Here is a 21274-nt window from a genome sequence, read left to right on the forward strand (position 1 = left end):
CACGGGGGCGCGATCATCGGGCCATGGAGATCTCCCTTCGCCTCGCGCAGCAGCCCGAAGCCGACGAGCTGCTCAGCCGCAGCCCCCTGGCGGTCATGACCGGCATGCTGCTCGACCAGCAGGTGCCGATGGAGTGGGCGTTCACGGGGCCGTACACCATCGCCCGGCGCATGGGCGGGGACGACCTGGACGCGCATGCGATCGCCGCGCACGACCCGGAGGAGTTCGCGGCGCTGCTGTCGCACAAGCCCGCCGTGCACCGTTACCCCGGCTCGATGGCCGGGCGCGTCCAGCAGCTGTGCCAGTACCTCGTCGACCACTACGACGGGGACGCGAGCGCGGTGTGGCGCGACGTCCCCACCGGCGCCGAAGTACTCAAGCGCCTCAACGCCCTGCCCGGTTACGGCAAGCAGAAGTCGCAGATCCTCCTCGCACTGCTGGGCAAGCAGATGGGCGTGACCCCGGAGGGATGGCGGGAGGCCGCCGGCCCGTACGGCGACGCGGACGCGCACCGCTCGGCCGCCGACATCACGGGACCGGAGACGCTGGATCAGGTCCGGGCGTTCAAGCAGGAGGCCAAGCGGGCCCGGAAGAAGACGTAAAGGGCGGGTTCCGGTGGCCCCCTGGTTGGCAATCAGGGGTACCGAGTAAAACTTTGTGAACTGATTCACAGTAAACCCTTGGCCGGGTCCCGCACTCCGTGCTGAGATGCGCTCACATCCGGCTCGAAGCTCAACGGTGCGCTTGGGAGGGCAACTGTGGCGGAAACCGCCATGTCACGTTCGGTACGGCTGGAGGCCGAGGGCGGCGAACCGTCTCCGGTGTTCGGTGCTGGCGCACCGCCGGAAGGGCCGGGCAGGGTCTCGCCGGTGGACGGGGCGGTGTGGCGGTTGCGCTCACGCGGCTGCTGGGAGGACGCGGCCGCGCTCCTGGAGCCGTACGCGGCGACGGACACGGCTGCCGCGCTGCGAAGGGCGGCGCTCCTGGTGGAAGCGTGCATGTTCACGAGCGTCGGCTGGGACGCGGCGGAGTCGGCGCTGCGGGCGGCAGAGGCGCTCGCCCAGGACGACGAGGAGCGCGGTGCCGCCGCGTGCGAACGGGGCCAACTCGCCTACACGGCAACGGTTCTGGGTGTCCGCGACCGCTCGGACGAAGCGCGCGCGGCGCTGGGCAGAGCCGCGGCTCTGCTGCCTCCGACCGCACGCGGACGGGCCATGCTGGACTACCGGCGCGGGCTGCTCGCCGAACACCTCAGTGACACACCGCAGTCGGCGCTGGCCGCGTACCGGCGTGCACACGCCGCAGCGGCCGCCCTCGACGACCTGCTGCTGTGCTCCTTCACCTGGCGGCATCTGGCCGGGCTCGCGCTGCGGGAGGGCGAAGTGGCCGAGGCGAGGCACGGTTTCACCGAATCGCTGCGGCTGCGCGAGGAGTTGGGTTTCCTGGTCGGCATGGCGCCGGCGCTCACGGCGCTGGCGGAGGTGGAGCCGGAACCGGAGGCGACGCGGCTGCGCGCGGAGGCCGGACGTCTCTTCCGGCTGCTCGGCGGCGTTCCGACATGGCTGGCCGGACAGCTTCCCCCGGTTCCCCCGGCTCCTCCGGTGCCTCCGGTGCCTCCGGTGCCTCCGGCCTGAACGAGGTTGCAGACGCCTGAGGTTGAACACGCCCAAGGGTGCACGCGCCCGAGGTCGAACACGTCCTCCCCGCACGGGCGCTGACACGAGGCGAAGTGGGCCGGTGCCGCCCTCGCGGGACCGGCCCGGCGGAACGCGGCAACGTCAGGCCGTCACGTGTGCGCGCATGAGATGTTCGACCGCGGCGAGGTCCCGGTCGCACAGCGCGTCCAGAAGGATCATGTGGTCGGAGGCGTCCCTGAGCAGTTCCTCGGTGCGCTGTGAACGGGCAGCGGGGGCCGGGCGGCGCTGGGCCCGGCGCTGTATGTCGGCCGCCACGGTGACGAGTTGGCGGTTGCCGGTCAGTTCCAGCAGCGCGCAGTGGAAGGCGCAGTCCGCATCGGCATAGGCGGCCCGGTCGCCGCGCCGGGCGACCGTCAGGGCCTCGTCGGCGTACGGGCGGAGGCTCTCCCAGCACTCGGGAGGCATCGCGCGGGCCGTCTCCAGGACCGAGGGGATCTCCAACAGGACTCGTATCTCGGCCAGTTCAGCCACGTCCCGGTCGCTGCACACCGCTATCCGGAAGCCGCGGTTGGGCACGGTCTCGACGGCTCCCTCGCACGCCAGGCGCTGCATCGCCTCCCGTACGGGCGTCGCCGAGACGCCGAGCCGTTCGGCGAGCCCCGGTGCCGAGTAGACCTCGCCGGGGGCGAGTTCCCCGGAGAGCAGGGCCTCGCGCAGGGCCTTGAGCACCTGCGTTCGCACGGAGTACCGCTCGGGCTGCTTCACGGGGCGGGCACGCCGGAAGCGCGAAGGACGCCCGCCGGGCAGCCGTGACTCCGGGACCTGCCCGGCCGCACCGGCCCCCTCCGGTTCACCGGGCGTGACGGCGCCCGTCGCCGGCGGCGCCGCCGGCTCGCTGTGCACATGCTCGCCCCGTGCCCCCTGGTCGCCGGCCCCCGCCGGGTGCTGCTGTCCGGCCGTGGCCGGACGAGAGGGGCTGTGGGGGTGGAGTGCGGCATCTCCCGCCGGTACGGGCGCATCCGCTGCGGTCTGCTCCATGTGCCCTCCAGGTCTCGCTGTGCACCATAGGCGGACCCGGCGCGAGATCAAACCTTCGCGGCATCGGCTAAGGTAAGGCTAACCTGCTGATGATCGTCGATCGGTGGTCCGCCCATGGCAATGCCCACGCTCGCCCCCGCCCCCGCAGAGCCCGCCCGCATCTCGCCGCTCACCGCGGCGTACACGCGACTGACCGAGGTGTTCCAGGGACTGCGCGTGCATGAGGCGGCGCCCGGCGGGGCTCTTCCCGCGGGACCCGACTGGCTCCTCGCCACCCGGCTGGCAGAAGGCGGGCCGGTTCTCGACGACTTCATCGCCCAGGACGCCGAGCAGGCCCTGCGCGACTACGGTCGCCGGCCCCGCCCCGACGTCGCCGCGACCTTCGGTCTGCACCGGTACGCGTGGCCGCTGTGTCTGCTCGTCACCATCCCGTGGTTCCTGCACCGGCGGGTCCCCCGGGTGCCGGTCGAGGCGGTGGCGTGCCGCCGCACGTTCGGCGAACTGGCGGTGCGTGTCGAGGAGTTCGCGTGCCTCCCGGACGACGCGGCCGCGTCGTCTCCGGGCGCACGCGTCGTCCCGGACGAGGAGGCGCTGCGCGCCGAGGTCCGGGCCGCGCTCGCGGAACATCTCACGCCGGTGCTCGACGCCTTCCGTCCCCGTATACGGCGGGGCCCGAGAGCCCTGTGGGGTCTGGCCACGGACGAGATCACCGAGGGCCTCTGGTATCTCGGGCACCTTCTCGGGGAGGAGAAGCGGGCCGTGCACGAGGCGGGCCTGCTGCTGCCGGGCGGCGTCCTTCCGTACGCCCTGCCCGCGGGATTCCGCCAACTGAGCGGCAAGGACGGCGAGTTGCTGTCAACCCGAGACAGGGCGAGCTGCTGCCTCTACTACACGCTGCGCCCCGAGGACACCTGCGTGACGTGCCCCCGCACGTGCGACGCCGAGCGCATCGCGCGGCTGTCCGCGACTCGCTGAGCAGTTCGACCGCAAACGCCCAACTCGGCACCCGCTGACCCCCGTTGGCGTTCAGTTGTGCCGAATTCCCCTTGATGCGCGGCCCGCTGCACCAGGATGCCTCGCGTCAGAGCGGACCAGGCCGGCGCAACGGGCGGCCGACGGGCGGCGAGGGGCATCGGATGACAATGACGGATCTACCGCTGAGCGGGGTGGTGGCGGGCGGAGTGCTGCTCGCCGGGGCCCTGGCGGCGGTCGTGCTGATGACACGGGGAAGACGGGCGGACAGGAACGACAGCGGCGACGGTGCGTACGCCGACTCCTGGGAGCAGATGGAACAGCGCCGCCGCCGCAAGGAGACCGTCTACGCGACGGCCGCCTATCTGCTGCTGTTCTGCTGCGCCGCGGTGGCCGCGGCGCTCTCCTTCCACGGCCTCGTCGGCTTCGGGCGGCAGAACCTGCGGTTGTCCGGCGGCTGGGAGTACCTCGTCCCGTTCGGGCTGGACGGGGCGGCGATGTTCTCCGCCGTCATCGCCGTACGGGAGGCGAGCCACGGCGACGCGTCGCTCGGATCGCGGCTGCTGGTATGGGCGTTCGCGGGTGCGGCCGCATGGTTCAACTGGGTGCACGCACCGCGCGGCGCCGGCCATGCAGGCGCTCCCCAGTTCTTCGCCGGGATGTCGCTCTCCGCCGCGATCCTCTTCGACCGTGCGCTCAAGCAGACGCGCCGCGCGGCGCTGCGCGAACAGGGCCTCGTTCCGCGGCCGTTGCCGCAGATCCGGGTCGTGCGGTGGCTGCGCGCTCCCCGCGAGACCTTCCGCGCCTGGTCGCTGATGCTGCTCGAAGGTGTACGGACGCTGGACCAGGCGGTGGAGGAGGTGCGGGAGGAACGCCGACGGCACGAGCAGGAACGTCTCCGCCGCAAGGAGCGCCAGCGACTCGACCGGGCCAAGGTGAAGGCCCTGGGCAGGCAGCACCGGGGACACGGCCGGCGCGAACACCGCAAGCCGGACAGCACGGGTGCGGCGTTCCCGGCCGCGGTCACCGCGTCCCAGGTCACCGGGCCGGGTGCGGACCCGTCCGCGGCGGTGCCGTCGCTGCCCGCACAGGGCACGGGCGGACGGGGAGACGACGCCGCGGCCGGTACCGCAGGGCCTCGGCTGGACTCGCTGGAGGAGAAACTCGCCGAGATCGAGCGGCAGTTCGGCTGACCTTCCGTAGCGGCCCGGCCCGCCGTCCGCGGCAGCCGGGCCGGGCCGGGCCGACCCAGCCGGTTCGGTCCGCGCCGGTCGGTCCGCGCCGGTCGGTCCGCGCCGGTTCGGTCGGGCGGGGCCTCTCGCCGCTCCCCGCCTGTGGCGGGTCACGCCTCCCAGACGGCGACGGCCGTGCGGTCGTCCGCGTAGCCGCGTACGCGGAGCTGGACGTCGGCGAGGAAAGCGGCCAGGCCCGGGGGTTCGTCCCGCTCGTGCCACGACCGGGCCAGGCGCCGCGCGAACGGGGGCTCCGAGCGCAGCGGTTCGGCGAGCCCCGGGCTGCACAGCAGCAGCGTGTCCCCGCGCCGGGCCCTGGTCGCACAGAAGCGGAACGGTTCGGGATCGGGACGGGCCGGGTGCGGGAGGTTCGGCCGTGCCCGCGCCGCGGCCGCCGCCGCGGCCAGGTCCATGGTCGGCGGGTCCGACTCGCTTCGGCCGGCCGGGCCGAAACCGTCCGCCGTCCCCTGCTGCCGGTCGCCTCCCGGCGGGCCCACGGGGACGCTCAGCGCCGCGGGGTCGCCCAGCTCGGAGGGGTCGAGCGCGTCCAGCGCGGTATCCGTGCCGGGGTCCGCTTCCCGGCGGGGGCCGCCGCCGTCCCGTGGGCGCGCACCCGGCTCGATCTCGCGCCACGCACCGGCGCGCAGCAGGAACAGGCCGCCCGCGCCGGCGCCGAAGAACACTCGCGTACGGCACCGGGGGTCCGCGGAGAGCAGCAGACAGCGCAGATCCGCCGTGTACTCCTCGGGCTGCATCTCCCAGGCGGCGGCCTGGGCGCGCAGCTTGCCGTAGCAACGGTCCGTCAGACGCTGAAGGCCGGACTTGAGCTCGGCACGGCGGTCCGCGCGTATGTCCTCGGCGAGACGTGCGTGGCTCCGGCCGACGACGCCGCCTATGGAGTGGCAGATCTCGCGGGCCGCCCGGTGCCCGCCGGTGGCGGCCCGGCCCCCGGCCGCGACGGCGACGAGCAGCAGTGCGGACTCGCCGGAGCCGAACCGGGCCGTCAGCAGGGCGTCGCGGCGCAGGGCGCCCCGGTGGCGCGCGGAGTCGCCACGTATCGAGGCGGCACGGAGGGTGAGCCCGCCGTAGTGGGCCCCGTCGAGGACTGTGTCGGGGACGAGTTCGGCCAGTGACGAGGGGTCGGCGGCGGGGAAGGTGGCCGGTTCGGCCTCGTAGGTCGGCGGGCGGTCACCGACGTGGTCCGGACGGAAGGCGGCTCCGGGCTCCCCCGGGCTGCCGCCCTCATCGACGGCCGGGGCGTCGAACTGCCCGGCCGCGGCGGCGGGTGCCGCCGGGCCGGCGGCCGTGGGCGGCGCGGGCGGCACGTCAGCGGTCACCGGCGGCGGGCCCGCGGGTGGCGGCGGCGGGCCGGCGGGGCGGAGGGCGGGCGGTTGCTCCTCGGCCGGCGGCCCGCCCTCCTGAAGTCCGCGTTCACCGCCGGGTTCCCCCGCGCTTACGGCGGTCGGTCCGGGGTCCGTTTCCCGGTCGGGCCCGGGGCCGGTCTCCTCCGGCTTGTCCTCCCCCTCCGGCTTGTCAGCCTCCTCCGGCTTGTCTTCCCCCTCCGGCCTGTCAGCCTTTTCCGGCCTGCCCGCCTCCTCCGCGTCGCGCTCGTCCCGCCGCGAGGAACGCCCCGCGCCCGTCCCACCGGGAGCTGTTGCGGGGCCCACCGTGCGGCGCACGGACGCGTACCGGTCGTCGAGGGTGTCCCCGGAGCCTCCGCGGCCCGTGTCGGGTGATCCCGGGTCGTACAACTGGCTCCACCAGTCGTCCTGTTGGCCGGGATTCGGGCCACGCGACCACCCCTGCTGACTCATGCCCATATTGTTGCCCCGCCTCCGGCCCCTGCATGACCGCTTCCCGCTCCCGGGCCGCCCCGCGTCCGGCGGTGCAGGCCGGAGGCCCCACCCCTGATCGGACCGGCGCCCGATGCGCGGCGGCCCGGCCCGTGTGAGCCTTCCGGCATGAGCGCTACCACCCGCCAACGTGGCCTCAACAAGGCCGAACGCGCCTATCTCGCGAGCCAGCGGCTGTGCCGGATGGCCACTGTCGATCCCTCGGGCCAGCCGCAGGTCAACCCGGTCGGCTTCTACCTCCAGGACGACGGCACGATCCTCTCCGGCGGCCTCGCACTCGCCGAGACCAAGCGCTGGCGCAACCTCCACTCCAACCCGCGCCTGGCACTGGTCGTGGACGACCTGGTGAGCGTCGACCCGTGGACGGTGCGGGGCGTGGAGATCCGCGGTGAGGCGGAGCTGCTCGTCGGCCCGCACGACCTGGCGCCGGGCATGAGCAACGAGTTGATCCGTGTGCATCCGCACTGGGTGCACAGCTGGGGCATCATCGGCGTCTGACGGACGGGCACTCACCGGACTTCCCGGTGACGACGGGACCACGAGTGCCCTTCAGCCCGTTCGGCCGCATCGCGCCGTTCGCGCCGTTCGCGCCGTTCGCGCCGTTCGCGCCGTCCGGGCCCTCCGCTACGCCTCCCGTCCCTCGCGCCCGTCCTGTCAGTCCGCTCCTTCCCGTCCGTCCGGTCCGCCGTCCGAGGCGACCCGCCACAGATGGTGCAGCGCGTACGAGCGCCAAGGGCGCCACGACTCCGACCGCCCCGCGTCGGTGCCGCTGCGGGCCAGGCCGTGCCGCACGCCCACATCCGCGCCGAGGAAGACGTCCGGGTCCCCGAGTGCGCGCATGCGCACATAGCCCGCTGTCCACGGACCGACACCACGCAGGGCGAGAAGCGCATGCTCCGCCTCGTCGCGGTCCGCTCCCGGGCCGAGGGCGACGGTCCCGTCGGCGACCGCCTCCGCCACGGCCCGCAGCGTGGCCCGCCGGCTCTCCGGCATACCGAGCTCGCCGAGGGGTGCCGAGGCGAGCGCGCCGGCCTCGGGGAAGAGGTGTGTGAGGCCGCCGTCGGGCACCGCGAGGGGCTTGCCGTACGCGGCGACGAGACGCCCTGCGAGCGTGCGTGCCGCGGCGACGGTGATCTGCTGCCCGAGCACCGCCCGTACCGCGAGTTCGTGCGGGTCGGCGGCCCCGGGAGAGCGCAGCCCGGGTTCGGCCTCGACGATCGGGCGCAACGCCCCGTCCGCGGCGAGCCGTTCGGAGACGGCGTACGGGTCGGCGTCGAGGTCGAACAGCTGCCGGACGCGCTGCACGGCGGTCGTCAGGTCCCGCAGGTCCGTGAGATGGAGGCGGCAGTCGAGCCAGCCGCCGGACCGGTCCGTGCCGCCGGACCGGTTCGTGCTGCCCCCTCCCGCGGGCAGCTCGTCGACCTCCGCGATTCCGCTTCCGTACGGCAGCCGCAGCGTGCGCCGGTAGGTGCGCGCGCCGGGCTCGCCCGTCACCTCCTCCATGCCGGGGATCGCGCGGCGCTGGAGGAAGCCGAAGACCTGCCCGTACGCGTAAGGCCCGCGGTGCGCGAGGCGCAGCGGCACGCCGCCGGGTCCGGGCCCGCCTGCCCCTCGGGCGTGCCGGGTGAGCCGGCCGTGACCACCGCGCGCCGCCGCCTCGCGCAGTGCGCTGGGGGTGCGGGCGTAGATCTCGCGCATCGTCTCGTTGAACTGCCGCACGCTCGCGAACCCCGCAGCGAAGGCGACCTCTGTCACGGGCAGCAGCGTCGTCTGCAGCAACACGCGTGCGCTGTGCGCGCGTTGCGCCCGTGCGAGCGCGACCGGCCCGGCGCCGAGTTCGGCGGTGAGCTGACGCTGCACCTGCCTGGCGCTGTACCCGAGGCGGGCGGCGAGGCCCGCCACGCCCTCCCGGTCGACGACACCGTCGGCGATCATGCGCATCGCACGCCCGACAAGGTCCGCCCGCATGTTCCACTCGGCCGAACCCGGAACGGCGTCCGGCCGGCAGCGGCGGCAGGCGCGGAAGCCCGAGCGTTGAGCCGCCGCCGCGGACGGGTAGTAGCGGACGTTCTCCCGCTTCGGCGTCACCGCGGGGCAGCTCGGACGGCAGTAGATGCCGGTGGTGCGAACTCCGAGGAAGAACACCCCGTCGAAGCGTGCGTCCCGGCTGCGTACCGCTTCGTACCTGCTCTCATCCGTCATCACGGTCCCAGTGTGCGCCTGCCCCGAAGAGTTCACTCGCGGAAATCGGACACGACGGCCGGAGCCTGGAGCCCTGCCCCTGCGCGCCTCGTCACCGCTCCGTTCCCGCACCACGCTCCCGTCCACGCCTGCGCCCGCTTCCGCGTCCGCGCCCGTTCCACAGCAGAACGAGCGCGATCAACAGGTACGGCACGGCCGCGAGGACGAAGAGCGTACTGTGCGCCCACAGCTGCGAGCCGAGTGCGTAACCCGCGCACAGCAGCACCGAGACGACCTCCGCGCCGAAGCCGGCGACGGAACTGACCGTGGCACGGGCCCGGTCGGAGAGACGGTCCTGGAGCATCGCGTCGCACGTGACCATCGCCCACTGGAAGACGCCGAAGGCGAGCGCGAGCAGCACCGCACCCGCGGGACCGGTCAGCGCACCCGCCGCCAGCGCGAGGGCGCCCACCGCCAGCGCCGGACCGAGCAGGCGGGCACCTCTCCCGGCGCACCAGCCGCCCACGGCCACGCCCACCGTCACCAGCAGCATCAGCAGCGGCACGGTCGAGACGCCGACGTCCATGGAGCCCATCAGCAGCGGCACGTACTCGTCGATCATCAGCGCACCGGTCACCGCCGAGGTCAGCAGCACGGCGTCACGGGCGGGCCGTGACCCCCGCAGCTCCCCGAGTCCCGCGCGGAGCACCGTGAGGAAGCCGGGCTCGTCGGGCTCGTCGCACCCCTCGGGGCCGGTGGACCCGGTGGACCCGTCGGGGCCGGTGGGCCCGGTGGGCCCGTCGGGGCCGTGCGCCGCGAAGTCCTCCTGTGCTGCGGTGCACTTCGCCGCGGGTGTTGCCTGCGGCGCATCGGCGGCCCCGGCCGGGAAGCCGGCCCGGCAAGCGTCTCGGGGCACAGCACCGTCCGGCGTCCGCGCCTGGTCGCGCCCGGCACGTGACTCGGGGAAGGACCGGCCGACGAGAGCACCCAGCACGCAGACCGCGACGCTCGCCGCTCCCACCGCCGCGTAGCCGCCCAGATGCAGCACGGGCCCTGCCAGCGCGGTCGCGGCCATCACCGCCGTGGTGCCCAGTGCCTGGGAGCGGCCCATGAGCCGGGCGTACGAGCCCGCCCTCCCCCAGCGCTCCAACTCCTCGTACACCAGGGCCTGAAGGGTCCCGGAGCACAGCGAACTGCCCACGCCCCACAGCACGAATCCCGCCGCGAACGCCGGATAGGAGGGCAGCCACGTCCACAGCGCGTAGCCCGCTCCCGTGACGAGCGGGGCGAGGGTCAGCAGCAGGCGGCGGGAGAAGAGGTCGGCCCACAGGCCGGAGGGGATCTCCACGACGAACGTGACGCACGACCAGACGATGAACAGCGTGGAGATCTCGGCGGCGGACAGCCCGTGCCCGGCGAACAGCAGCGCATAGACCGGGTAGAGCAGGATCAGGTCTTCGAGGAACGCATAGGCACAGAGCCGCCGGGCAAGCCCGGTCACTGCGGCGGCAGGTGCTGCCTTCGCCGCAGTCGTCGCGGAGACTCCGGATGAGGCTCAATGTCGCCAGGTCATGCGTTCAGCCTAAGCCCTCGCGGACCGTCACGGCACGCTGTTTTCCCAGGGCCGGACGACCGGGCCCACTCGCCGGAGCGGACCGGCCTTCCCGCCGGTACAGGAGACGGGCCTTCTCACCGGACCGCGGCCCGTGCGGCGAGCCGTGCGGCGGTCCGTGCGACCATCCGGTCCCCGGGCTTCACCGCTGCTCCGGCGGCTCCGTCCGCTCCATCCGCGGCAGCCGCTGGAGCAGCCCCCACGAGAACTCCGCGATCACGTCGTACCTCTCCCCCGCCGCGTCCGGCGCGGCGAAGCCGAGCCGGACGCGCGTCGGCGCCGACCCCTCCAGCGGCTGCGCCGGCGCGAACGCGCGCGCGACCTCCTCGACGGTGCAGGACCAGGGACGCAGATCCTCGACCGTGCGGAGAGCCGGAGCCGCCGCCCCGGCGGCGCGCACCAGCCACTCCGTGACGACGCCACCGCCCGGCACCGTCAGCACTTCGAAGCGCAGGTCCGGCCAGAGCGGCACCGGCCAGGTCAGCACCTCGCAGTCGAGGTCGCCGAGCGCGCGGCGCTCGGCTCGTTCGGGCGGGCCCAGCACGGAGCGGTAGCGGCCGACCGCGCTGCGCCGCCCGCGCTGTGCGTGCAGCATCGCCTGCCAGCGCCGGTTGGCCTCCCTCATCTCGGCCCGCCCGGAGCCCATTCGGGACAGGGCCTCCAGAACGAGGTCCTGCTGGAAGTCGGCCATGCGGCGCAGCAGTACGAGCTGGAACTCGTGGGGTCCGAACGCGCTCACGGCAGCCCTTCGTCGGTGTCCCGCCGGTGAAGGCATCGGCGGGGGCGGGCGGAGCACCGGCGAACGCCAGTGCTGTGACCGGTAGGGTTCACCGGCTCGCGACGCCCGGGAAACCTTCCCGGCCACAGCACCAGCAACCTCCCGGCCCCCGCCCTGCCCGCTTGTCCTGGCCCGCGCTACGTCAGGGTTTCCGCCGCGGTCCGCGTTTGCGTTCCGCGTTGTGCCGTCCGATCGCCGACATCTCCTTGAACCGCCGCTTCTGCTCGGCTCGCAGTCGCGCATCCGTGCGGGCGGCGAGGCGGGCGTTCTCGCGAAGCAGCTGGCGGTAGCTCTCCAGCCGGCGCTGCGGCAGCGTGCCGTCGTCGACGGCGGCGAGGACCGCGCATCCGGGCTCGGACTCGTGCCCGCAGTCGTGGAAGCGGCACTCCTCGGCGAGCCCTTCGATCTCGGAGAAGGTGCTGCCGACGCCGGCCTCCGCGTCCCACAGGCCGACGCCGCGCAGCCCCGGTGTGTCGATGAGCACGCCGCCGGCGGGCCCGGGCAGCGGCAGCAGATCGCGGGCCGTCGTGGTGTGCCGGCCCTTGCCGTCGCTGCCGCGGATCGCCCGTACGTCCTGCACCTCCTCCCCCAGCAGCGCGTTGGCCAGTGTGGACTTGCCCGCACCGGACCGGCCCAGCAGCACGCACGTGCCGCCGCCGAGGACCGCGGCCAGCGCATCGAGCCCGTCGCCGTCGGCGGCGCTCACGCACAGCACCTCGACGCCGGGCGCCGACGCCTCGACGTCCGCAGCGAGTTGGGCGAGCGTGTCCCGGCCGCCGACGAGGTCGGCCTTGGTGAGGACGACCAGCGGCCGGGCGCCGCTCGTCCAGGCGAGGGCGACGAACCGCTCGACGCGCGCGAGTTCGAGTTCCTCCGCGAGCGACACCGCGATGAGGGCGACATCGACGTTGGCGGCGAGGACCTGGCCCTCGGAGCGATTGGTGGCCGTCGAGCGTACGAAGGCGGTGCGTCGCGGCAGCAGCGCCCGCACCTCCGGCATGGCGCCCGCTCCTGCCGCGGAGCGGGACGCATCCGGGACGGCGGCCGGGCTCAGCGCGGCCCAGTCGCCGGTGCACACGGCGCGGGTCGGATCGCCGGTCGCGACGGGGCCTGTCCAGGCGCGCACGATGCCTTCGGCGGTGACGACGTCGCACCGGCCGCGGTCGACGCGGACGACGCGCGCGGGAAGCAGGCCTTCGTCCTCGTACGGGGTGAAGGCGTCGGCGACGCGGCTGTCCCAGCCGTAGCGCCGCAGCGGGTGCGGGGGCGGGGCCGAACCGGAAGGTGAGGATGCCTCGGAGCCGGACGGGCCGAGTGAGCCGCGGGAATCCGGCGAGCTCTGTGACCCCGACGGCGAGTCCGGGGAGTTGAGGGAGCCATGGAGATCTGAACTGTTGAGGGAGTTCACGGGAGTGACCCTTCGCGAAGGGTGGCTCCGGCTGTGCGCGCTTCCGCCACGGACCCGATGCGGCTCGGGCCGGTGCCCGGACGGCGGCGGCCGAGTGTCAGCCGGCGACCACGGAGGTGGAGTCAACGGACTTCGGGATGCGGGCAGCGCCCGCCACGACGACGGCCATCGGTCCTCACCTCCTGCTCACTCGCGGCTCCACGAACGGCCCGTCTCGCACGGACCGTTCGTCACTCGCAGGTGAGCCTAGCCAGGGGTGCGCCGCGCCGCGAACGGTTTTCTCCGCGGCCTCGACGTCCTCGAACGGGCCCCGCGGCTCCGGGTCTGCGCCCTCTCGGCAAGTCCTCCGCGGCGACGCCCGCACACCGGTCGGGCACCCGTGCCCGGCGGGAGAGCGGCGCCCGGCGGGGAGCGGCGCCCGCTGGCGGGGTTCAGCGGCGGCGGCGCGAGCGCAGCCGGGCCCGGAAGTCGGCGTGCGGGAGGAACTTCGTCCAGCGCTCGGGGAATTCCGCGGGCGCGTTCATCTCGTCGTCGCCGCCGGTGCTCTCCGCGCTGCGCATCGCGCGCCGCGCGGCCGCCGCCGCGACGACCTCCGCGGCGGCCTCCTCACGTGCCCGCTCGTTCATGCGCCGGGCCGTGGCGGTCGCCACCGACGGCCACACGTGGTCGATCGCGGCGTTGACGGCCGCGCCCACCAGAACGGCGAACGCGGAGACACCGATCCACAGCAGCACGGCGACGGGAGCCGCCAGCGACCCGTAGATCGTGGGCCCTTCGACGGTGTTGGTGATGTAGAGACGCAGCAGAAAACTGCCGAGCACCCACATCGCCAGCGCCACGAACGCGCCGGGAATGTCCTCCCGCCACGGCGAACGCACCGGCACGGACACGTGGTAGAGCGTCGTGAGGAAGGCCACGGAAAGCAGCAGCACCGTCGGCCAGTAGAAGACGGACACCGCCCACTGCGCCTGCGGCACGAGCCGCAGCACCGCGTCCGGCCCCGCCACCATCAGGGGCAGCACCACCGCGCCCACGAGCAGGGCCACGAGGTAGAGCAGGAAGGCCAGCAGCCGCGTCTTGACGATGCCGCGCTGCCCGTCCAGCCCGTACATCACGGTGATGGTGTCGATGAAGACGTTCACGGCACGCGACCCGGACCACAGCGCCAGCGCGAACCCCAGAGAGATCACGTCGGGCCGCCCGCCGCGGATGACGTCGTCGATGAGCGGGCGGGCCAGCTCCCGCACTCCCCGGTCGGAGAGCACCGCGGCGGAGGCGTCCAGGAAGTTCTGCCTGATGGACGCGATGGTGTCGGTGCCGATCCAGGAGTCCAGATAGCCCAGCATGCCGATGAGGCCCAGCATGAGGGGCGGGATGGAGATCAGCGTGAAGAACGCCGCCTCCGCGGCGAGACCGAGCACCCGGTACTCGATGCAAGAGTTCACGGTGTCCTTGAGCAGCAGCCACGTCACGTTGCGCTTGGGAACGTTCCGGTAGATGACGCGCGCCCTGCGGAAGCGTCCGCCCTGGCGCGGTGGGGTTTCGTCGGCTGGCTGCACCTCCTTAACGTATCTGCCATGCCAGCCTCGACTCACACCGTGACCAATCAGCCGCCGCCCCTTGTCGACTACGACATCTTCGCGGCGGACCCCGCCCTCACCGAGGCGGTCGACCGGCACGTATCGCCGGAGCATTCCGAAGCGGTGCGTGCCGAACTGAGCGAGCTGGGCCTCGGCGCCGGTTCCGCGGAGGCCCAGGAGTGGGGCAGGCAGGCCAACGAGGTGCCGCCGGTGCTGCGTACGCACGACCGTTACGGCAACCGCATCGACGAGGTGGACTTCCATCCCGCCTGGCACCGGCTGATGAACCGCGCCGTCGGTGCGGGACTCACCGACGCCTGGTCCCGGCCGGACGGTCAACTGCGCCGCACCGCGGGCTTCTTCGTGTGGAGCCAGGTCGAGGCGGGCCACGGCTGCCCGGTCTCGATGACGCACGCGGCGGTGCCGGCGCTGCGCAGGGAGCCCGACGTGGCGGCCGAGTGGGAGCCGCTGCTCGCCTCGCACGTCTACGAGCCGGGGCTGGACCGCCCGGCGCGGGCGAAGGCCGGCGCCATCGCCGGGATGGGCATGACCGAGAAGCAGGGCGGCAGCGACGTACGGGCGAACACGACGGTCGCCGTGCCGCTGACCGGTGAGGGCGCCGGCAGCGGCGAGTACACGCTCAGGGGCCACAAGTGGTTCTGCTCGGCGCCGATGTCGGACGTCTTCCTGGTGCTGGCGCAGGTCACGGGTGAGGGCGGCGCAGGCGACGGGGAGGAGGGGCTGACGTGCTTCCTGGTTCCGCGCGTGCTGCCCGACGGCTCCCGCAACACCTTCCGCATCCAGCGTCTGAAGGACAAGCTCGGCAACCGCTCCAACGCCTCCAGCGAGGTCGAGTTCGACGGGACGACGTGGGCGCGGCGCGTGGGCGAAGTGGGCCGTGGCGTGGCCACGATCATCGAGATGGTCGCCGCGACCCGACTGGACTGTGTGACGGGCTCGGCCTCGCTGATGCGTCAGGCCGTCGCGCAGGCCTCCCACCATGCCGCGCACCGCAGCGCGTTCGGCGGCCTGCTGTCGGAGAAGCCGCTGATGCAGAACGTGCTGGCGGACCTGGCGCTGGAGTCGGAGGCGGCGACGGCGCTCACGATGCGTCTCGCGTCGGCGTTCGACGCCGCGCACGGCGGCGGAGAGAACGCCGAGCAGGAGCGTCAACTGCTGCGGCTGGCCCTTCCGGCGGCGAAGTACTGGGTGACCAAGCGGGCGACGCCCCTGGCGGGCGAGGCGCTGGAGTGCCTCGGCGGCAACGGCTACGTGGAGGAGTCCGGGATGCCCAGGCTCCTGCGTGAGGCGCCGCTCAACTCGATCTGGGAAGGCTCGGGCAACGTGCAGGCGCTGGATCTGCTGCGTGCTCTGCAGCGCTCGCCGGAGGCGCTGAACGCCTTCCTCGTCGAGACCGGACACGCACGCGGCGCGGACCACCGGCTGGACGCCGCGATGAAGGACCTGCTGACCGAACTGTCGGACCTGGAAGGCATCGAGGCCCGCGCCCGTCGCCTGGTGGAGCGCATGGCGCAGGTCCTTCAGGGCTCGCTGCTGGTGCGGTACGCGCCCGCGCCGGTCGCCGACGCGTTCTGCGCCTCGCGTCTGGGCGGCGACTGGGGAGCGGCCTTCGGCACGCTGCCGCGCGCCCTGGACCTGGCCGCGATCGCCGACCGGGCGCGGCCGACGGTCCCGTAGGCCTGTCCGGCCGGTGCTGCCCTCCCGTCGACGGGCAGCTACAGCACCGCGCGGTGAACCGGCAGCCTCAGGGCGGCGCTGTCAGTACCCGGGCAGGCGCTCCCAGAAGTGCTCGACGATCTGCTCGAGATAGCGCCGTCCCTCCTCACCGGTGGCGTTGGTGCTGGCCCAGCCGAGGGTTGCCGCCATGAGCGCCTGGTACTCCTGCTGCATGTCCCGCAGGGGGCCTTGCAGCTCGCGGCGGTCGATGGCGACCAGCTTGGCGATGGCACGGACGTGGGCCTGCCAGCGGGTCGAGACGGCTTCGGTGAGGAGGCGTGCGAGTTCTTCCTCATGGCCGGTGACCGCGATGAAGTCGCGTGGCGGGAGTTTGAGGACGCTGCCGAGGTTGGCGGTCTGCCGCTTGTCGCCCGTCCATCGGCCCGTTTCTTCCATGCGCCGGTAGTCGTCGAGGTCCAGGCCTATGAGGCGCGCGACGTCGTCGGCGGACATGCCGCGGGCGAGCCGGTGCTCGAGCAACGTACGGGGGCGGCCCATCAGTTCACCGGGGTGGCACCACAAGGCGCCCGCCAGGGCCGTCACCTCGTTCGCGGTGGGCAGGGCGTCGCCGCGTTCCCATGCGGTGACGTGGTCGGGGCTGACGTGACTCATGCCGTACGAGGCGCGCATGCCGTAAGCGACGTGGCCAGGGGCCATCCCCAGTCTCTCGCGCATGGTTCGGGCGGCGCGCGCGTTGAAGGAGATCGGTGGATGCACGGGGAGAGAGTAGGGGGTTACACACCGCGACTCCATGGGCCGCAGTCCCTGCATCCCTTTTTGGGAGATAGTTCCGGGGTGATTCTGTAGGAACCCACGAGAGCTGTTCGCTGCTTTAAACCTCAGGTGCGGCACAACAATTGTGAAATTCTCCCCGCCGCGTATGATCCGCTCGGCAAGGCACCGCACGGGGGTGGGGCAACTGACCGTCGCACGCTCCCGGCTCCCCCTCATACCTGTTTGGTCCAGGAGACGCAGACATGCAGACGAGCACGACAAGAACGCCCGCTGCGCCGCAGTCCACAGCCGGCGGCCCCATCGACCGGTTCTTCCGCATCAGCGAACGCGGCTCGACGTTCGCACGGGAGATACGCGGCGGTTTCGCCACGTTTTTCACGATGGCCTACATCCTCGTGCTCAACCCGATCATCCTCGGCAGCGCCGAGGACAAGTTCGGCCAGCAGCTGGACGGCGCCCAACTGGCCACGGCCACGGCCCTGGTGGCCGCTGTGATGACCCTGATCATGGGTGTGGGGGGTAATCTGCCGCTCGCCCTGGCCACCGGCCTGGGCCTCAACGTCATCGTCGCCCACCAGATCGCTCCCCTCATGCGCTGGGAAGACGCGATGGGCCTCATCGTGATCGAGGGCCTGCTGATCTGCGTGCTGGTGGTGACAGGGCTGCGCGAGGCCGTCATGCACGCCATCCCGCAGCCTCTCAAGCAGGCCATCAGCGTCGGCATCGGCCTGTTCATCGCCTTCATCGGCTTCGTGGACGCCGGTTTCGTCACCCGCATCCCGGACTCGGCGAAGACCACCGTTCCCGTGCAGCTCGGCAGCGGCACCCTCACCGGCTGGCCCATGCTCGTCTTCTGCCTCGGCGTGCTCGTGACGATCGTTCTCGTCTCCCGCAAGGTCAAGGGCGCGATCCTCATCAGCATCCTCCTGATGACGGCCGCCGCCATCGCCATCAACGAGTTCGCCGACGTGAAGAACTGGGGCGTGACCTCTCCTTCGCTTCCCGGCAACCCCGTCGCCCTCCCCGACTTCGGGCTCATCGGCGCCTTCGACGTCGTCGGCGCTTTCGGTCAGGTCGGCATCCTGACCGTCGTTCTGCTGGTCTTCGCCCTGATCCTGACCGACTTCTTCGACACGATGGGCACCGTCGTCGGCGTCACCGCCGAAGCGGGGCTCCTCGACGAGCGCGGCCAGGTCCCCGGTGTGGGCCGTGTGCTGCTCATCGACAGTGCGGCCGCAGTCGCCGGCGGTGCGTCGTCGGCCTCGTCCGCCACCACCTACATCGAATCCGCGGCCGGCGTCGGGGAAGGCGCCCGAACCGGCTTCGCCAGCGTCGTCACCGGCGGCCTGTTCGGTCTCGCCCTCTTCCTCACCCCGGTCCTGACCCTCGTGCCCCTCCAGGCAGCGGCCCCGGCGCTCGTCGTGGTCGGGTTCCTGATGATGACGCAGGTCAAGCACATCGACTGGGACCGCTACGAGCTCGCCATCCCCGCCTTCCTGACCATCGCGGTCATGCCGTTCACGTACTCCATCACCAACGGCATCGGCGCCGGCTTCATCGCGTACGTCGTCATCAAGGCGTGCACGGGCAAGGCCCGCGAGGTCCACTGGCTGCTGTGGGGCAGCGCGGCGCTGTTCACGGTCTACTTCGCCATCGAGCCGGTTAAGTCGCTCCTCGGAGCCCAGTAACCGCACGGAGCCCCACGGACGGGGTGGCCCCGGCATCGCGCCGGGGCCACCCCGTCCGCGCGGTACGGGCCGCGTCCGCTGCCGCGCACCCCGTGTACGAGTGGAGAAGGGCTTCGCCCGGACTGCTTCCGACCTGCGGTGATCGCCACCTGCGCAGGGGCAGCTCGCCCGCTAGCATGGATTTTGTTCTCCGGCCACGCGGCAGAGCCGCGTCAGAGAGGAGCGAACGCCGTGACGATCGCCCCACACAGCGCAGGGCACGAGACCTTCCAGTACCAAGCGATGCGCGAAATCGTCGAGCGCATACACGACGGAGTGCCCGGCAAGCTGGAGATCACCAAGGAAGGGATCGTTCACGACATGATGTCGCCGGGGGGACCTCATGAGCTGACCGCTGCACGCGTCAGCCGCCGTCTGGAGAAGGTGATGCCGGACGAACTCCTGGCTCACACCGGCACACCCGACGTGGAAGACGTTCAGGAGGGCGTGCTGCGCCATCCGGACATCATGGTGATCGCAGAGGCCGACATGGAGGTCGAGTCGGCCTTCGACCCGCGCTCGGTCCTGGCGGTCGTCGAGGTCGTGTCGCGCTCGAACCCGGACAACGACTGGACGGGCAAGATGCGCGACTACCCGCTGCTGGGCATCCCCGTCTATGCCGTCTTCGACCCACGTGGCGGAGAGGGCGCCGTATTCTCGGACATTCACCCCACCGCTCACGGACCTCGTTACGCGACGAGGAAGGACTTCGTGTACGGCGAGGACGTCACGATCGCCGACTGGACGATCTCGACCCGGGACCTGCCCCGCTACCCGGACTGACCCAGCCGGCTCACCGCAACTCCCCCGCCCGGAGCGGGTTCGTCCGCCGGACCGCGCAGACCCGCGCAGCAATGCAGGAGACAGAGGCAAGACGGGTGGGGGACGTCCCAGGGCATCGGCGCTGAACCGAGGTATGCTTAGTCCAGCACTTAGTCCACCCTGGAGATCACTGGCGAGGCAGCCATGGAAGCAGCTCATCAGTACAACGTGCATGACGCGAAGACGCACTTCTCCAGGATCCTGGAACAGGTCGCCACCGGTGAAGAGGTCGTGATCAACAAGGCTGGTGAGCCGGTTGCCAAAGTGGTGCCACTGCATCCCAAGGTGCAACGGACAGGCCGCGGTTCCCTGCGGGGACGCATCCGCATTGCAGATGATTTCGACGAACTGCCCGACGATCTCGCCGAAGCCTTCGGGACGAAGTGATGCGACTCCTGCTCGATACACACGCGGTGCTGTGGTGGCTCGAGGACTCCTCTGAGCTGTCGGACGAGATCAAAAGTCTGCTCGACACAGAGCCGGCGGTATATATGAGTGCCGTCTCGCCCTGGGAGGTCGCCATCAAACAGTCCCTCGGGAAGCTTCAGGCACCCGAGGATCTGCCGGAGCGCATGCGCGACAGCCAGTTCACGAGCCTGCCCATCACTGCCGGACACGGCGTGCGGGCCGGGCGGTTGCCGGGCCATCACAGGGATCCTTTCGACCGGGTGCTGGTCGCGCAGGCCCAGATCGAAGGGATGACCCTGGTGACCAGGGACAAATGGATCCCGAGTTATGACGTGCAGGTCCTCGCGATCTGACGCTGCACCGCTCCAGGGCTCCCTGCGGCACCCTTACACCTCCCCCGCCCAGGGCGGATTCGCCCCCCGCACCGCACACACCGCCGCGGCCACGCGGGTGCCGAAGTCCAGGGCGGCGGCGAGGTGTTCGGTCGTGAGGGTGTCCAGGCGGCCGCCCAGGGCGCCGGCTCCGTGCAGGGAGTGGAGGAAGCCCGCCATGAAGGAGTCGCCCGCGCCGACCGAGTCGACGACGTCCACCGACGGCGCGGGCACGTGCAGCCGCTCGCCGTCGAGGGAGGCGAAGGCGCCGTCGGCGCCGAGCGTGACGACGACGAGACGGGCGCCGTTCGCATGGAAGGTGTCGGCGGCCCGTTCCGGGGTGGTGCCCTCGGGTGCGAGATGCGCGAGGTCGTCGTCGGAGAGGCGGAGGATGTCGGTGGCGGCGCACCAGCGCGGGAGAGCGCCGCGGTAGGCGCACGGATCGACCAGCAGCGGGCGGACGTTGGGGTCGACCGACACCGTCGCCCGCTCCCGGACGTCCGCCAGCAGGTCCTCGATGGCCTCGCCGCCGGGCGGCCGGACGAGCGCCAGCGAACCGGTGTGCAGGCAGGAGAGGGGACCGTCGGACGCGGCGGTGAGTTCTCGCGGCGTCCACTGGAAGTCGGCGGTGTTCTCCGCGTGGAAGGAGTAGTCGGCGCGGCCCTCCTCGTCGACGTCGGCGACGGCGAGGGTGCTGGGTTCGCGCGCGGTGAGGGTGCGGCTCAGGTCGACGCCGGAGCGGCCCAGATGATCGCGGAAGAGCCGCCCGAAGACGTCCCCGGAGATGCGGCCGAGGAAGCGGGTGGGGGTGCCGAGGCGCGCCAGTGCGACGGCGGTGTTGGCGGGGCCGCCGCCGGGGAGCACGTCCAGTCCGACGGCAGGGGTCTCCGTATCCGTGGCCGGGGGCCGGACGAACGCGTCGGCGACGCATTCGCCGAGCACGGCGATCGGGGCGGCGTCAGCGTCGGCGGCGGGAACTGGCGCGGTCATGCGGACCTCACGGCTTCGGGTTCGGGTGCGGGTTCCGGTTCGGGTGCGGGTTCCGGTTCGGGTGCGGGTTCCGGTTCGGGTGCGGGTTCCGGTTCGGTTACAGGACGCCGCATCCGGGGCCACCGCCCCGGCGCACGGCTCGCGCTGGAGTCCAGCAGCAGCCCGTGACCCTGTCAACGCGGCATTCGCGCAC

At 72.5% G+C, this 21274-nt stretch carries 19 protein-coding genes; 10 read left to right on the forward strand and 9 right to left on the reverse strand.

All coding sequences use genetic code 11. From position 1 onward, the window contains the following. The first annotated feature begins 23 nt into the window (after positions 1 to 23). Both EV375_RS27520 and EV375_RS27525 read left to right on the forward strand, forming a co-directional pair. Positions 24 to 602, forward strand: a complete 579-nt coding sequence (locus EV375_RS27520; protein ID WP_130302625.1) for an HhH-GPD-type base excision DNA repair protein — start codon at positions 24 to 26, stop codon at positions 600 to 602. Between the two features lie 156 nt (positions 603 to 758). Beyond that, positions 759 to 1634, forward strand: a complete 876-nt coding sequence (locus tag EV375_RS27525) for a hypothetical protein (protein WP_486588836.1) — start codon at positions 759 to 761, stop codon at positions 1632 to 1634. A 144-nt stretch (positions 1635 to 1778) separates the two neighbouring features. Here the strand turns inward: EV375_RS27525 and EV375_RS27530 are convergent, their stop codons facing one another. Continuing rightward, complete coding sequence (locus EV375_RS27530) at positions 1779 to 2675, reverse strand: GntR family transcriptional regulator (RefSeq protein ID WP_130302626.1); 897 nt, start codon at positions 2673 to 2675, stop codon at positions 1779 to 1781. Positions 2676 to 2789: 114 nt separating this feature from the next. On the opposite strand from EV375_RS27530, the gene EV375_RS27535 reads away from it, so the two are divergent. Next, complete coding sequence (locus EV375_RS27535) at positions 2790 to 3650, forward strand: (2Fe-2S)-binding protein (RefSeq protein ID WP_130302627.1); 861 nt, start codon at positions 2790 to 2792, stop codon at positions 3648 to 3650. Positions 3651 to 3811: 161 nt separating this feature from the next. After that, positions 3812 to 4840 (forward strand): DUF2637 domain-containing protein, encoded by a 1029-nt coding sequence (locus tag EV375_RS27540; protein WP_130302628.1) that lies wholly within the window; start codon positions 3812 to 3814, stop codon positions 4838 to 4840. Positions 4841 to 4989: 149 nt separating this feature from the next. Here EV375_RS27540 and EV375_RS27545 read toward each other — a convergent pair whose 3' ends face one another. Beyond that, complete coding sequence (locus EV375_RS27545) at positions 4990 to 6693, reverse strand: protein phosphatase 2C domain-containing protein (RefSeq protein ID WP_130302629.1); 1704 nt, start codon at positions 6691 to 6693, stop codon at positions 4990 to 4992. 147 nt (positions 6694 to 6840) lie between these two features. Between EV375_RS27545 and EV375_RS27550 the strand changes: the two genes are divergently transcribed. Further along, entirely contained in the window at positions 6841 to 7230 is a 390-nt protein-coding gene (locus EV375_RS27550; RefSeq protein WP_130302630.1) for a PPOX class F420-dependent oxidoreductase, read from the forward strand. 156 nt (positions 7231 to 7386) lie between these two features. On the opposite strand, the gene EV375_RS27555 is transcribed toward EV375_RS27550, so the two are convergent. The 5 genes from EV375_RS27555 to EV375_RS27575 all read right to left on the reverse strand — a co-directional run bounded on the left by EV375_RS27555 (position 7387) and on the right by EV375_RS27575 (position 14270). Beyond that, positions 7387 to 8934: an AlkA N-terminal domain-containing protein gene (locus EV375_RS27555; protein WP_130302631.1), complete on the reverse strand. Its 1548-nt coding sequence runs from the start codon at positions 8932 to 8934 to the stop codon at positions 7387 to 7389. Positions 8935 to 9025: 91 nt separating this feature from the next. Further along, complete coding sequence (locus EV375_RS27560) at positions 9026 to 10414, reverse strand: MFS transporter (RefSeq protein ID WP_130302632.1); 1389 nt, start codon at positions 10412 to 10414, stop codon at positions 9026 to 9028. A gap of 253 nt (positions 10415 to 10667) precedes the next feature. Further along, positions 10668 to 11300 carry a hypothetical protein gene (locus EV375_RS27565; protein WP_130302926.1) on the reverse strand — a complete coding sequence of 211 codons (633 nt, stop codon included), beginning with the start codon at positions 11298 to 11300 and terminating at the stop codon, positions 10668 to 10670. 145 nt (positions 11301 to 11445) lie between these two features. After that, positions 11446 to 12558, reverse strand: coding sequence for a ribosome small subunit-dependent GTPase A (gene rsgA, locus EV375_RS27570; protein WP_130302927.1), 1113 nt, complete (start codon positions 12556 to 12558; stop codon positions 11446 to 11448). Positions 12559 to 13142: 584 nt separating this feature from the next. Beyond that, positions 13143 to 14270 carry a YihY/virulence factor BrkB family protein gene (locus EV375_RS27575; protein ID WP_130302633.1) on the reverse strand — a complete coding sequence of 376 codons (1128 nt, stop codon included), beginning with the start codon at positions 14268 to 14270 and terminating at the stop codon, positions 13143 to 13145. Positions 14271 to 14288: 18 nt separating this feature from the next. Between EV375_RS27575 and EV375_RS27580 the strand changes: the two genes are divergently transcribed. Continuing rightward, positions 14289 to 15989 carry an acyl-CoA dehydrogenase family protein gene (locus EV375_RS27580; RefSeq protein WP_130302634.1) on the forward strand — a complete coding sequence of 567 codons (1701 nt, stop codon included), beginning with the start codon at positions 14289 to 14291 and terminating at the stop codon, positions 15987 to 15989. An 81-nt stretch (positions 15990 to 16070) separates the two neighbouring features. On the opposite strand, the gene EV375_RS27585 is transcribed toward EV375_RS27580, so the two are convergent. Beyond that, on the reverse strand, positions 16071 to 16745 hold the full coding sequence (locus EV375_RS27585) for a helix-turn-helix domain-containing protein (protein ID WP_486588837.1): 675 nt from the start codon (positions 16743 to 16745) through the stop codon (positions 16071 to 16073). A 260-nt stretch (positions 16746 to 17005) separates the two neighbouring features. On the opposite strand from EV375_RS27585, the gene EV375_RS27590 reads away from it, so the two are divergent. The 4 genes from EV375_RS27590 (at position 17006) to EV375_RS27605 (ending at position 20073) form a co-directional block, all read left to right on the forward strand. Beyond that, complete coding sequence (locus EV375_RS27590; RefSeq protein WP_130302635.1) at positions 17006 to 18451, forward strand: NCS2 family permease; 1446 nt, start codon at positions 17006 to 17008, stop codon at positions 18449 to 18451. A gap of 231 nt (positions 18452 to 18682) precedes the next feature. Beyond that, complete coding sequence (locus EV375_RS27595) at positions 18683 to 19273, forward strand: Uma2 family endonuclease (protein ID WP_130302636.1); 591 nt, start codon at positions 18683 to 18685, stop codon at positions 19271 to 19273. Positions 19274 to 19456: 183 nt separating this feature from the next. Next, positions 19457 to 19699 (forward strand): type II toxin-antitoxin system Phd/YefM family antitoxin, encoded by a 243-nt coding sequence (locus EV375_RS27600; RefSeq protein ID WP_130302637.1) that lies wholly within the window; start codon positions 19457 to 19459, stop codon positions 19697 to 19699. Beyond that, the gene (locus tag EV375_RS27605) at positions 19699 to 20073 is read left to right on the forward strand and encodes a type II toxin-antitoxin system VapC family toxin (protein WP_130302638.1); all 375 of its coding nucleotides are present in this window, start codon (positions 19699 to 19701) and stop codon (positions 20071 to 20073) included. Before EV375_RS27600 ends, EV375_RS27605 begins: the two co-directional genes overlap by 1 nt. Before the next feature lie 33 nt (positions 20074 to 20106). Here EV375_RS27605 and EV375_RS27610 read toward each other — a convergent pair whose 3' ends face one another. Then, the gene (locus EV375_RS27610) at positions 20107 to 21081 is read right to left on the reverse strand and encodes a carbohydrate kinase family protein (RefSeq protein ID WP_130302639.1); all 975 of its coding nucleotides are present in this window, start codon (positions 21079 to 21081) and stop codon (positions 20107 to 20109) included. Positions 21082 to 21274: the final 193 nt, after the last annotated feature.

This window comes from Streptomyces sp. CNZ301, assembly GCF_004217425.1.